At 66.8% G+C, this 12,164-nt stretch carries 16 protein-coding genes and 1 pseudogene; 10 read left to right on the top strand and 7 right to left on the bottom strand.

All coding sequences use genetic code 11. The features are described from left to right. The 6 genes and pseudogenes from Q1J79_RS14970 to glcF all read left to right on the top strand — a co-directional run. Window positions 1-363 (top strand): annotated as a pseudogene (locus tag Q1J79_RS14970) (methyl-accepting chemotaxis protein); the annotation flags it as partial. Window positions 364-506: 143 nt separating this feature from the next. Further along, window positions 507-632 (top strand): type B 50S ribosomal protein L36, encoded by a 126-nt coding sequence (ykgO, locus tag Q1J79_RS14965; protein ID WP_300301874.1) that lies wholly within the window; start codon window positions 507-509, stop codon window positions 630-632. Window positions 633-777: 145 nt separating this feature from the next. Continuing rightward, window positions 778-1,533: a FadR/GntR family transcriptional regulator gene (locus tag Q1J79_RS14960; RefSeq protein ID WP_300301872.1), complete on the top strand. Its 756-nt coding sequence runs from the start codon at window positions 778-780 to the stop codon at window positions 1,531-1,533. A 3-nt stretch (window positions 1,534-1,536) separates the two neighbouring features. Then, on the top strand, window positions 1,537-3,024 hold the full coding sequence (locus tag Q1J79_RS14955) for an FAD-linked oxidase C-terminal domain-containing protein (protein WP_300301870.1): 1,488 nt from the start codon (window positions 1,537-1,539) through the stop codon (window positions 3,022-3,024). A gap of 5 nt (window positions 3,025-3,029) precedes the next feature. Continuing rightward, window positions 3,030-4,274, top strand: coding sequence for a glycolate oxidase subunit GlcE (gene glcE, locus Q1J79_RS14950; RefSeq protein ID WP_300301867.1), 1,245 nt, complete (start codon window positions 3,030-3,032; stop codon window positions 4,272-4,274). Further along, complete coding sequence (gene glcF / locus Q1J79_RS14945) at window positions 4,274-5,581, top strand: glycolate oxidase subunit GlcF (RefSeq protein WP_300301865.1); 1,308 nt, start codon at window positions 4,274-4,276, stop codon at window positions 5,579-5,581. The genes glcE and glcF overlap by 1 nt, the downstream gene beginning before the upstream one ends. A gap of 4 nt (window positions 5,582-5,585) precedes the next feature. Here the strand turns inward: glcF and Q1J79_RS14940 are convergent, their stop codons facing one another. The 3 genes from Q1J79_RS14940 to Q1J79_RS14930 form a co-directional block, all read right to left on the bottom strand. Beyond that, entirely contained in the window at window positions 5,586-5,822 is a 237-nt protein-coding gene (locus Q1J79_RS14940; protein WP_300301863.1) for a hypothetical protein, read from the bottom strand. A 160-nt stretch (window positions 5,823-5,982) separates the two neighbouring features. Beyond that, window positions 5,983-6,246, bottom strand: coding sequence for a hypothetical protein (locus Q1J79_RS14935; RefSeq protein ID WP_300301861.1), 264 nt, complete (start codon window positions 6,244-6,246; stop codon window positions 5,983-5,985). 90 nt (window positions 6,247-6,336) lie between these two features. Then, window positions 6,337-7,218: an AraC family transcriptional regulator gene (locus tag Q1J79_RS14930; RefSeq protein WP_300301859.1), complete on the bottom strand. Its 882-nt coding sequence runs from the start codon at window positions 7,216-7,218 to the stop codon at window positions 6,337-6,339. A gap of 110 nt (window positions 7,219-7,328) precedes the next feature. Between Q1J79_RS14930 and Q1J79_RS14925 the strand changes: the two genes are divergently transcribed. Beyond that, entirely contained in the window at window positions 7,329-7,706 is a 378-nt protein-coding gene (locus Q1J79_RS14925; protein WP_300301857.1) for a VOC family protein, read from the top strand. A gap of 10 nt (window positions 7,707-7,716) precedes the next feature. Next, on the top strand, window positions 7,717-8,118 hold the full coding sequence (locus Q1J79_RS14920; protein ID WP_300301855.1) for an SRPBCC family protein: 402 nt from the start codon (window positions 7,717-7,719) through the stop codon (window positions 8,116-8,118). On the opposite strand, the gene Q1J79_RS14915 is transcribed toward Q1J79_RS14920, so the two are convergent. Continuing rightward, the gene (locus Q1J79_RS14915; RefSeq protein ID WP_300301853.1) at window positions 8,115-8,624 is read right to left on the bottom strand and encodes a low molecular weight protein-tyrosine-phosphatase; all 510 of its coding nucleotides are present in this window, start codon (window positions 8,622-8,624) and stop codon (window positions 8,115-8,117) included. The genes Q1J79_RS14920 and Q1J79_RS14915 overlap by 4 nt on opposite strands. A gap of 75 nt (window positions 8,625-8,699) precedes the next feature. Here Q1J79_RS14915 and Q1J79_RS14910 point away from each other — a divergent pair, with 75 nt between their 5' ends. Further along, on the top strand, window positions 8,700-9,188 hold the full coding sequence (locus tag Q1J79_RS14910) for a nuclear transport factor 2 family protein (protein ID WP_300301850.1): 489 nt from the start codon (window positions 8,700-8,702) through the stop codon (window positions 9,186-9,188). Window positions 9,189-9,194: 6 nt separating this feature from the next. Here Q1J79_RS14910 and Q1J79_RS14905 read toward each other — a convergent pair whose 3' ends face one another. Beyond that, the gene (locus tag Q1J79_RS14905) at window positions 9,195-10,052 is read right to left on the bottom strand and encodes a 23S rRNA (adenine(2030)-N(6))-methyltransferase RlmJ (protein WP_300301848.1); all 858 of its coding nucleotides are present in this window, start codon (window positions 10,050-10,052) and stop codon (window positions 9,195-9,197) included. A 10-nt stretch (window positions 10,053-10,062) separates the two neighbouring features. Beyond that, entirely contained in the window at window positions 10,063-10,806 is a 744-nt protein-coding gene (map, locus tag Q1J79_RS14900) for a type I methionyl aminopeptidase (protein WP_300301846.1), read from the bottom strand. 39 nt (window positions 10,807-10,845) lie between these two features. Here map and Q1J79_RS14895 point away from each other — a divergent pair, with 39 nt between their 5' ends. Beyond that, the gene (locus Q1J79_RS14895; RefSeq protein ID WP_300301844.1) at window positions 10,846-11,442 is read left to right on the top strand and encodes a CDP-alcohol phosphatidyltransferase family protein; all 597 of its coding nucleotides are present in this window, start codon (window positions 10,846-10,848) and stop codon (window positions 11,440-11,442) included. Here Q1J79_RS14895 and Q1J79_RS14890 read toward each other — a convergent pair. Further along, a complete protein-coding gene (locus Q1J79_RS14890; protein WP_300301842.1) occupies window positions 11,439-12,065 on the bottom strand; it encodes a glutathione peroxidase in 627 nt (208 codons plus the stop codon). The two genes, Q1J79_RS14895 and Q1J79_RS14890, sit on opposite strands and share 4 nt — an antisense overlap. Window positions 12,066-12,164 lie beyond the last annotated feature (99 nt).

The raw sequence follows: 12,164 nt of genomic DNA, 5'->3' as shown, positions 1-12,164 counted from the left end.
CTCGATCAGATCAACACCGCCGTGGGCAGCATGGACGAGATGACCCAGCGCAATGCAGCGCTGGTCGAAGAGACCACGGCGGCTGCCCAGTCGCTCAACCAGCAGGCCCAGCAGCTCGCCGATCTGGTCGGCTTCTTCAAGCTGGGCGGCGAGAGCAGCGCCATGGCCCGCCCGGCCAGTGTTGCGCCGGTGGTCGTCGCCCGGCCGGCGGTCGTCAAACCGGCCGACTCGAAGGCGGCCGCCGCGAGGCCGGTCGCCCCCAGGCCTGCCGCCGCCAAACCCGCGCCCCGTCCGGTGGCCGCCGCCGCTCCGCCACCACCGCCGCCGAAAGCCAGCGATGATGAGGATTGGCAGGAATTCTGAGGGTTTAAACGCCGTATTCCGGCCGGTTTTCCGGTTGACAGGGGGCGGGGCCGCCGGTATGGTCCGCCCACTTTTCCGCCGGGCGGGCCACGTTGCGCCCGGTTTTTGTTTGCACCGTTAGATGGTTTCTGAGGTCAGGTATCATGAAGGTCGTGAATTCACTCAAGTCGGCCAAGACCCGCCATCGGGATTGCCGCGTGGTTCGCCGCAAGGGCCGGGTCTATGTGATCAACAAGACCAACCCGCGCTTCAAGGCGCGCCAGGGCTGATATCGGGACAGGCTTCGGCCTGACCCCGTCAGTCTTCTGACAGTTTAAACGGCCCGGCTGCCCAGCAGCCGGGCCGTTTGCTATTTCCGGCTTGACAGATCGGGTCGCCTGGGCAATTTGTCAGACAAGCTGACAAGTAATGCCGATGCCGAGCACCACTGCCCCCACCAACGACGATTCCGCCCTGCCGCGGGCCACGGGCCTGAGCGGCATGCTGGCCGCCCGGCTGGCCACGGCGATTCGGGCCGGCGCGTTCCGCCCGGGCGACCGCCTGCCGACCGAAAAGCAGCTGGTTGAGCAGTATGGCGTCAGCCGCGCGGTGGTGCGCGAGGCCATCGCCCGCCTGAAGGCTGATGGTTTCGTCGATACCCGCCAGGGGGCCGGCGCCTTCGTGGTGGCGAAGCCGGGCATGGCCAATTTCCGCATTGCCCCATCCGACACCGGCCGGATCGCGCCTGCCGATCTGGCGCATATCTTTGAATTGCGCGGCGTGATCGAGGCCGGCATGGCCGAACTGGCGGCGAAGCGGCGCAACGTCGCCGACCTCGCCGCGCTGGAAACCGCCTTCGCCCGGATGCAGCAGGCGCTGGAGAGCGGCGAAGACGGCGCCTCCGCTGACGACAGCTTCCATGCCGCCATCGCCACGGCGGCGCATAATCCCTATTTGGCGCAGTTCGCCACCTTCCTGGCGCAGCATTTCTCCGCCACCCGCGCGCTCACCTGGGCCGCATCCGCGCGCGATGACGGCAGCGCCGCCGCGGCGCAGGCCGAACATGCCCGGCTGCTGGCCGCCATCGAGGCCGGCGCTGCGGAAGAGGCGGCGCGGGCCGCGCGCGACCATATCTTTGCCGCCGCCGCCCGCCACGGCGTCGCGGCGAAAGAGAATAGCGTGAAGGACTAAGCCATGCTGATGCCGGCCCCCGAACCCGAGATCATCGCCCAGCGGCTGGAGCTGATCGCCGATCTGCGCCGCATCGTGCCGGGCGAGGGCGTGATCGCCGACGAGACGTCCTTGCGCGCCTTCGAATGCGACGGCCTCACGGCCTATCGCCAGCTGCCGCTGGTGGCCGTGCTGCCCAGCGATACGCAGCAGGTATCCGAGGTGCTGAAACTGTGTAACGCGCGCAACGTGAAGGTGGTGCCGCGCGGCGCCGGCACGTCGTTGTCGGGCGGCGCGCTGCCGCTGGCCGACGGCGTGCTGCTTGGTCTTGGCAAGTTCAACAAGGTTCTGGACATCGACTGGGACAACCGCTGCGCCGTGGTGCAGCCCGGCGTCACCAATCTCGGGATCACCCGCGCGGTTGAGCATCGCGGCTTCTACTACGCGCCCGATCCCTCCAGCCAGATCGCCTGCACCATCGGCGGCAACGTGGCGGAGAATTCCGGCGGCGTGCATTGCCTGAAATACGGCCTCACCACCAACAACATCCTCGGCGTCGAGATGGTGCTTATGAACGGCGACGTCGTGCGTTTGGGCGGCAGGCATCTCGATGCGGAGGGCTACGACCTGATGGGCCTGGTCTGCGGCTCGGAAGGCCTGCTCGGCGTGATCACCGAAGTCACCGTGCGCATCCTGCCCAGGCCCGCCACCCAGCGCGCTTTGCTGGCCGGTTTCCCGTCGTCGGAATCCGCCGGCGACTGCGTGGCGAAGGTGATCGCCAGCGGCATCATCCCCGGCGGCATGGAGATGATGGACCGGCCCGCCATCCACGCGGCCGAGGATTTCGTGCAGGCCGGCTATCCGCGCGACGTGGAAGCCCTGCTGATTATCGAACTCGACGGCCCGCCGGCGGAAGTCGACGACCTGCTGGTCCGCGTGAAGGCCATCGCGGAAAGCTGTGGCTCGGTGTATCTGCGCGTCTCGCAGAATGAAGACGAGCGGCTGACTTTCTGGGCCGGGCGCAAGGCGGCGTTTCCGGCCGTCGGCCGCATCTCACCCGATTACCTGTGCATGGACGGCACGATTCCGCGCAAGAAGCTGCCCGAGGTGCTGACGCGCATGGCCGGCCTGTCGGAAAAGCACCGGCTGCGCGTCGCCAACGTGTTCCATGCCGGCGACGGCAACCTGCATCCGCTGATCCTCTATGATGCCAACAACCCGGGCGAGCTGGAACGCGCCGAGGAATTCGGCGCCGACATCCTGCGGCTCTGTGTCGAGGTCGGCGGCGTTCTGACCGGCGAGCATGGGGTGGGCATCGAAAAGCGCGACCTGATGCCGGCGATGTTCTCCGAAGACGACCTCGCCCAGCAGATGCGGGTGAAATGCGCCTTCGACCCCAATCACCGCCTCAACCCGGGCAAGGTATTCCCCGTGCTGCATCGCTGCGCCGAACTGGGCCGCATGCATGTGCACAAGGGTCAGCTCGCTTTCCCCGACCTGCCGCGGTTCTGAAAACCATGCCTGAGACCTTCATCCCCTCCGGTATCACCGACGTGGCCGACGCGATCCGCTGGGCCGCCGCCGAAGGCAAGCCGCTCAGCCTGCATGGCCATCGCAGCAAGGCGGGCCTCGGCCGCCCGGCCCATCTCGATAACAGGCAGACGGAATACGCGCTCGACCTCAGCCGCCTCAGCGGCGTGCTGGAGTATGAGCCGGCCGAGCTGGTGCTGACCCTGCGCCCCGGCACGCTGGTCAGCGACGTGGAAAAGCTGCTGGCGGCAAGCAACCAGATGCTGGCCTTCGAGCCGCCCGATTACGGCCCACTCTGGGGCCATGCTGCCGGTCGTGGCACCATCGGCGGCGCCATCGGGTGCAATCTCGCCGGCCCGCGCCGCTTCAAGGCCGGCGCCATCCGCGATCACCTGCTGGGTTTCGTCGCCGTGTCGGGGCGCGGCGAAATCTTCAAGGCCGGCGCGAAAGTCGTGAAGAACGTCACCGGTTACGACCTGCCGAAACTGGTCTGCGGCGCCTATGGCACGCTGGCCGCACTCGCGGAAGTGACGCTGAAGGTGCTGCCCGCGCCCGAGAAAACCCGCACCGTGCTGGTCTTCGGCCTCGACGACGCGAAAGCCGCACAGGCCATGGCGGCGGCCGCCTGCTCGCCGCATGAAGTGGCCGGCCTGGCGCATCTGCCCGAGGCCATCGCGGCATTGTCCGGCGTCGCCTATGTGGCCAAGGCCGGCATGGCGGTGACGGCGATCCGCGTCGAGGGCACCGATATTTCGGTGAAGGCGCGCTGCGAGGCGTTGCGCGCGCTGCTGCAATCCTTTGGGCCGCTGGAGGAGTTGCATTCGATGAATTCGGCCTGGCTGTGGCGCGAAATCCGCGATGCCAGTGCCTTCATCCTGCCGCAGGAGCGTGTGCTGTGGCGCCTGTCCGTGGCGCCGATGAGCGGCCCGGCCGTGACGGCGGCGATCCGCGCGACACAGCCCGGTGCGGCTTTCTTCTACGACTGGGCCGGTGGCCTCGTCTGGCTCAGCCTGCCGCCGGCGCAGGATGCCCATGCGGCGCTGGTGCGCGGCGCTGTGGCCGCAGCAGGCGGCGGCCATGCCACGCTGATCCGCGCCGACCAGGCCGTGCGCGCTTCCGTCGACGTATTCCAGCCGCAGCCCGAAGCCTTGGCCGCGCTCAGCCGCCGCGTGAAGGAAAGCTTCGATCCGATGAACATCCTCAATCCGGGCCGCATGGCGGCGGGACTCTGATGCAAACCTCTTTTACCCTCGCGCAGCTCGCCGATCCGGGCATCGCCACCGCCAACGAGATCCTGCGCAAATGCGTGCATTGCGGTTTCTGCACGGCCACCTGCCCGACCTATGTGCTGCTGGGCGACGAGCGCGACAGCCCGCGCGGCCGCATCTATCTGATCAAGCAGATGCTGGAAGGCGATCAGGCCGCCACGGAAGAGACTGTGCGCCATGTCGACCGCTGCCTGTCCTGCCTCTCGTGCATGACCACCTGCCCAAGCAGCGTGCATTACATGCATCTGGTCGATCATGCCCGCGCCCATATCGAGGCCACATACAAACGCCCGCTGGCCGACCGGCTCCTGCGTGGCCTGCTGGCCCGGCTGCTGCCCAGCCCGAAGCTGTTCCGCCTCAGCCTGATCGGCGCGCGGCTGGCGCGGCCGTTCCGTGCCCTGCTGCCCGGGCGGCTGAAGGCGATGGTGGCGCTGGCGCCGAAATCCCTGCCGGCGATGGACCCCGCCATCGAACGGCCGCAGGTTTTCCCCGCGCAAGGGCCGCGCCGCCTGCGCGTGGCGCTGATGACCGGCTGCGCCCAGAAGGTGCTGGACCCCGAGATCAACGCCGCCACCATCCGGCTGCTCACCCGCCATGGCTGCGACGTGGTGATCGCCGATGGCGCGGGCTGCTGCGGCGCACTGACCCACCATATGGGGCAGGAGCATGATTCCCATGCCAAAGCCAAGGCCAATATCGCCGCGTGGCACCGCGAATATGAAGGCGAGGGACTGGACGCGGTGGTGATCAACGCCTCGGGCTGCGGCACCACCGTGAAAGACTACGGCTTCATGCTGCGCAACGATCCGGCCTGGGGCGACCGGGCCGCCACCATCGCGGCGCTGGCCAGGGACGTGACCGAAGTTTTGGCGAAACTCGATCTGAAGCCGCAGGGCGAGACGCAGGGTTTAAGCGTGGCCTATCATTCCGCCTGCTCTTTGCAGCACGGCCAGAAGATCACGACGCTGCCCAAGCAGTTGCTGACGAAAGCCGGCTTTGCCGTGCGCGACGTGCCCGAGGCGCATCTGTGTTGCGGCTCGGCCGGCACCTACAACCTGCTGCAGCCCGAACTGGCCATGCAGTTGCGGACGCGCAAGGCGAAGAACATCGCCGGCACCGGGGCGCAGATGGTGGCGGCGGGCAATATCGGCTGCCTGGTGCAGATCGCTGGCGGGCTGGCAGCGGAAGGCGGCAAACCAATGCCGGTGCTGCATACCGTGCAGCTGCTCGACTGGGCCACCGGCGGGCCGAAGCCATCAGGCCTCGGCTGACGGCTCAGCTGTTTTTCTGAACCGTTTCGCTTTCGGCGCGGGCGCGGCATTGCGCTTCCGCCGTCATGCGCTGCTGCGGCGTCATCCTGCGCCCGGCGGTATGGCCGCGCTCCATCTGCTGCATGCAGATTTCAATTTTCTCGCCAATGGTTTTCGGTTTTTTCGCGGCATCGCTGGCCATGCCCGGCGCGGCGAGGCCGGCCAGCAGGATGGCGACGCCGAGGGCAGCATAAGGATTCATAACGTCGATCCTAGCATCTCGGGCATCAGGGACGCGGGACTATAGGCGAGGCGGCATCGCCGCGCAGCAAACGTTTATCAAGAAGGATGGCGCGCTTTCTCTATTCCGGGTAGCAGGTCCGGCGCTGCTCGTCCGCAGGCTGAAGACTGCCCGGCGCGGGTCAGCGCTTGCCCTGGGCCTGGCTCTGTTCGGCGGCCTCGGCGCGGGCGCGGCATTGCTCTTCCGCGGTCATGCGCTGCATCGGCGTCATGGTCGATTTCGGGCCGGTTCGAACGGCGGCCTGAGCTTCCTTCATGCAGGCCGCGATGATTTCGGCCCGGCTCTGTGGCTGTGGCTTGGCGGGCGACTGGGCTGCCGCCTGGGCCACGGCCATGGGCGAAACCAGGGCGAAAAGAACGGCAAGGGCTGATATCGAACGGTGCATGATATTCCGATCCGGACATGGAAGGCTGACCAGATCAGGGATAAGGGCAGCGGGGACAATCGGAAAGTTACTATTTAGAAACGTAACGGCTCAATGCTTTTTCGCCCAAGAGGTGGGTGGGTAATTACTCCGGCTACGGCGGAATTGTCCGGGGCTGACCCCGAAGACGGCGCGGAAGCGGTTGTTGAAGGTCGACAGATCGCCGAACCCGGCCTCATAGGCCAGGGCCGCCACGGGCGAGGCTGTGGTGGCCAGGCCGATGGCGGCGCGCCGCAGGCGCAGGTCCAGCAGATACTGATAGGGCGTGCTGCCCACCACGCGGCGGAAACAGCGCAGGAAATGGTATTTGCTCATGCAGGCAATGCCGGCCAGCGCGGCGAGATCCAGCGGCTGGTCGGCATGGGCCTCGATATGCCGCAGGACGTTGCCGATCTTCCGCCTTTCGCCCGTTGTCGGCGCGGCGCTGCGGCTGCGGCCATCGGCAGTCGCCTTCAGCACGGTTTCCGCCAGTCGCAGGGCGAAATCCTCCGCCGCCATGCGGCTGTCATCGGCGGCCAGCGTCTCGATATCGACCAGCGTGGCGGCCAGGTCCGGCCGCGCCGGCAGCATCGCGGCAGGAAACCTGAAGCGATGCGAGCCCGCTGCGCTGGCGGCGATTTCCTCAAACAGCGCCGGCGAGAAATGAAAGGCGATGCAGTGGTCGCCGCTGCCGTGGTCATGGCCACATTCATAGCAGGCGCCGGCATTGCCGAGCAGGAAGGAGCCCGGATGCAGCAGGGCGTCGCCGGAATCGCAGCGATAACGGAACGAGCCGGCCACCACCGCCGAGATGGCGACATCGCCATGCCGTTCCTCGAAAGCGCGATCCTGCGGACCAAAGCGGCAGATGAAATCCGACACGCTCCAGTCATTGCCGCGCGCGATCACGCGGGAAGACAGCTTTGCGGGCGGCGGGGCGTCGATAACCGGCATGGCGGCAGAATAGCAACTTTCCCCAAGCGCCGGAATGGCGCAGGCGGGCAGGATCGTTTCCGGCCGCCCCGGACAGCAGCAAGCCGGCGGCGGAAAACAGGAGATTCGTCATGCTCAACCATGTTTCGATTGGCGTCCGCGATCTGGCGAAAACCAGGGCCTTTTACGACGCGGCGCTGAAACCGCTCGGCTATGCCTGCCTCAGCGCGGGCGATGCTTCGCTCGGCTATGGCAAGGATGCCGTGGCGTTGTGGATCAGCCCGACCGACAGCCCGGTGCCGGCCGACATGAAATCGGGCCTGCATTTCTGCTTTGATGCCCCCAGCCGCAAAAGCGTCGATGCCTTCCATGCGGCGGCCCTGGCCCAGGGCGGACGCGACAACGGCAAGCCCGGCCTGCGCGCCGATTACGACCCGGATTACTACGCGGCCTTCGTGATCGATCCGGACGGCTACCGCATCGAGGCCTATTGCGGCAAAGGCGGCTGAGGAGGAGACGATGCCGACCATACGCAAGGAATTCGCCGTTTCCTCCGATAGCGGCAGCGTCTGGGCCGCTTTCCGCGCCGTGGGCGAGGTTCACCGCGTGCTGGCGCCGGGCTTTGTCACCGATTGCCGCCTGGAGGAGGGTGGCGCTGCGCGCATCGTGACCTTCAGCAATGGCGTGGTGGCGCGTGAGGTGATCGTCGATGTCGACGATGCATCTCGCCGGCTGGCCTATGCGGCAGTCGGCGGCCGGCTGACGCATCACAATGCCTCGTTTCAGGTTATTGACGATGGACCTGGCCGCTGTCGCGTTATCTGGCAGGCCGATCTGTTGCCGGTCGAACTGAAGCCGGCGATCGAAGGCATGATGGATCAGGGGGTGGCCGCGATGCAGCGCCGGATGGCGCAGAATTAGCCCAGGCGGCGGCGGATTTCGTCCAGCAGGGCGGCGCTGACCGCGTCGCACATGCGCCACACGGTCTCAAAGCCGTCCTCGGCGCCGTAATAGGGATCGGGCACCTCGCGGCCGAATTGCGGCGCGTAATCCAGATACAGCTTCACCCGCTCGCGATATTGCGGCGGGCAGATCTGCAGCAGGATGTCGTGATGGCTGGTATCCATGGCCAGGATCAGGTCGAAGCGGGCGAAATCCTCGGTTCTGACCTGGCGGGCCCGCAGGCTGCTGAGGTCGACGCCGTAGGATCGCGCCTTGGCCGTGCTGCGGCGGTCCGGCGGCCGGCCTACATGGTAGTCATGGGTGCCGGCGGAATCGACCAGCACCAGATTGTCGAGGCCGGCTTCGCGCAGGCGGTGTCGCAGCAGGCCGTCGGCGGTCGGCGAACGGCAGATATTGCCGGTGCAGACCATCAGCACGGAGAAGACTGGGCCAGAGGAAGTATCCGGGGCGGTCGTGGCGGGCATGATGCAGATAAAGCATTCCGCTTCCCCGCAGGCAAGAGGCTACACAGACGGGCCGGCCCGCCCTAGAGTGGGCGCATGCCAAGCCTGCCGCCCGACGACGAAACCGCCCTGCTGGATGCCAATGCCGCCTTCTATCGCGCTTTCGCCAGCCGCGACATCGACGCCATGGCGGCGCTCTGGGCCAAATCGGCGCCGATCTGCTGCATCCATCCCGGCTGGCCGCCGCTGATGGGCCGCGACGCCGTGCTGGAAGGCTGGCGCCGCATCCTCGCCAATCCGTCCCAGCCGGCCCTGCAGATGACCGGACCACGCGTCACGTTATGGGGCGATGTCGCGCTGGTACTGTGTTTCGAGCGCGTCGAGGACCAGTATCTGATCGCCTCCAATATCTTCGTGCGCGAAGGCAAGGGCTGGAAGCTGAGCCATCACCAGGCCGGCCCGGTCGCCACGCCGCCGCAGGGGCTGGCCAGCAACGACGATCTGGAGCCGGATGACGATCTGGAGGATGACGACGAGGATGATGACGATGACGACGATCTGCCGCCATCGGGCACCATCCACTGATCGGCGTTAGCCGGCTTTCACCAGCGTTTCGATGCGCGCGCCGGCGCCCGGCTCGCGGGTCAGGCGGCTTTTCAGGAAATCCAGCATCGGCTGCAGCGTCTGTTCGATCTGCCAGGGCGGATTGACCAGCAGCAGGCCGCTGCCATTCATCTGCTTCGGCTCTTTCGCCGCGCGGATGGTCAGTTCGATGGCCAGCGTCTCGGTTTTCAGCTGTTTCGCCAGGTCGGCCTTCCAGGCATCCACCATCTTCTGCTCCTTGATCGGATACCAGATGGCGAATTGCCCGACCGGCCAGCGCTGCAGCCCGGCCAGCACGGCCTTGCTCAGGACAGCGAATTCATCCTTCGCCTCATAGGCCGGGTCGATCAGCGCCAGGCCACGGCGCGGCGTCGGCGGCAGCAGGGCTTTCAGCGCGGCGAAGCCGTCGCGGTGATGCACCGCCACGCGCGGATCGCGGCCGATGTTTTGTTTAAGCGTCTCGGCATCCTGGGGATGCAGTTCGCACAGCGTCAGCCGGTCGCCATCGCGCAAACTCTGCTTCAGCAGCCAGGGTGAGCCGGGATAACGCCGCAGGCCCGCGCCGCCCGGCGCCAGTTCGGGGTTGAGCGCCTTCAATGCCGCCACATAGCGCGGCAGGACACGGTGCGCCGCCGGATCGGCCAGCACGGCGCCCACGCCCAGCCGGTATTCGCCGCCGCGCTGGGCCTCGTCCGAGGCCAGGTCATACAGGCCGATGCCGGCATGGGTATCCAGCAGATGCACCGGGTTCGGCTTGCGATGCAGGGCGGCCAGCAATTCGAGCAGCACGACATGCTTGAGCACGTCGCCGACATTGCCGGCATGGAAGGCGTGGCGGTAGTTCACGGCAAGAAACTCAGAGCGTCACCACGATCGGGCCGCGCTTGGTCACCACCAGCGTATGCTCGTATTGCGCCGTGAGGATGCCGGGCTCGGTGATCAGCGTCCAGCCGTCGTCATGGTCGTCGGCATGCTCGGCGCCGGTGGAGAGGAAGGGCTCGATGGTGAAGACCATGCCCTCCTGCATCACGCGTTTGTCGCGCGGATCGTAAAAGCTGGGGATGAAGCCCGGCTCCTCGTGCAGGGAATGGCCCACGCCATGGCTGCCCAGGTTGCGGATCACGGTATAGCCATGATGCTGCGCGGTCTGTTCGATGGTGCGGCCGATGGCATTCAGCTTCTGCCCGGTGCGCACCGCCTGCATGGCGCGGTTCAGCGCCTTGCGCGTGGTCTGGCACAGATGCTCCTGCTCGGGCCGCACCGGCGGCACGATGAAGCTGGCACCGGTATCGGCGAAGACGCCCTCGCGCTCGGCCGAGACGTCGATATTCACCATGTCGCCCGGCTGGATGCGGGTCTCGTCGGGGATGCCGTGCGCCACGGCGTGGTTGATGCTGATGCAGGTGGCGCCGGGGAAGTCGTACATCAGCTGCGGCGCCGAGCGGCAGCCTTCCAGTTCCAGCGCGACGCGGCCGATCTCGTCCAGCTCCTGCGTGGTCATGCCCGGTTCCAGCTTGCTGCCCATCAGGCGGCAGACCGCAGCCACCACGCCGCCCACGCGGATCAGGCGTTCCAGCTGTTCCTGGCTGTCAATCGTCATGGTCGACTCCTCATATTTCTATTCAGTGTATCATGGGCCATGTTCGACCCCTACCTCCGGCCGCTGATCGACCCGCCGCTGCGGCGCCTGGCCCACCGCCTGCGCTGGCATGCCGATGCGGTCACGCTGGGCGGCTTCGCCCTCGGCCTGGCTGCGGCATTGGCGCTGGCGCTGGATCAGGGCCTTGTCGCATTGCTGCTGTTCCTGCTCAACCGTCTGGCCGACGGGCTGGATGGCGCGCTGGCGCGCATCAACGGCCCGACCGACCGCGGCGGGCTGCTGGATATCGTGCTGGATTTTGCCGTCTACGCCCTGCTGGCTTTCGCCTTCGCCTGGCGCGACCCGCCTGCCGCCGCGCTGCCGGCGGCCTTCCTGCTGGCCGCCTTCATGGCCACGGCCTCCAGCTTCCTTGCCTATGCCATCATCGCCGCCAAGCGCGGGCAGGACACCGAGGCGCGCGGTCGCAAGAGCTTCTACCATCTCGGCGGCCTCACCGAAGGCACCGAGACGATCCTGTTCTTCGCGCTGTGCCTGGCGCTGCCCGGCTGGTTTCCGCTGCTGGCCTGGATGTTCGGCGCGTTATGCTTGCTCACCGCGCTTGGCCGTGTGGCCAGCGGCTGGCGCGATTTCGCCTAAGCCTTTGCCTGTTTCAGCGCCGTCTCGATGGCGGCGATCACTTCCGGCGCGGTCGGCTTTACCCGGGTGGCGAAGACGCCGGCCACGTTGCCGTCCGGCCCGATCAGCACCTTGTGGAAATTCCACTTCGGCAGCGCGTCCTCGCCCTTCTGTGCCGCGATCCAGCGATACAGCGGATGGGCCTCCGCGCCAGTCACCTTTGCCTTGTCGGTGAGCGGGAAATCGACCTCGAAATTCACCTCGCAGAACGCCTTGATGTCTTTCGCCGAGCCGGTTTCCTGGTTGAAATCGTTTGACGGCACGCCCAGCACCACCAGCCCGCGCTCGCGATAGCCGGCCCACAGCTTCTGCAGGTCGGCATATTGCGGGGTATAGCCGCATTGCGAGGCGGTGTTGACCACCAGCATGGCCTTGCCCCTGTACTGGCTCAGCGGCAGCGGCTGGCCATCGATCGAGGTGAAGCTGAAATCATGCGCGGTCATGGTTTTTCCTGTCTGGCCGAGGGCGAAACGGGGCAGGGTGGTCAGCAGGCTGCCTCCCAGAATCGTGCCGCCCAGCAGGCCCAGCAGCCGGCGGCGGCCGATAGAGGTTTGATTCGGCAGGAGTCTTGTGCGGGCGGCCATGGATTCACCCTCCGTTAAGGCTGCTGCCGTTTAACTATAGCGTTGCCATGCTTCCCGACCAGTGCGCCCGCGGCTTATCTGCGGCCTGACGGGAAGCGG

The organism is Ferrovibrio sp., assembly GCF_029255545.1.
Taxonomy (GTDB): domain Bacteria; phylum Pseudomonadota; class Alphaproteobacteria; order Ferrovibrionales; family Ferrovibrionaceae; genus Ferrovibrio.
Note: the sequence above shows the minus strand (reverse complement) of the source record. Positions and strands in the feature narration are given on the sequence as shown.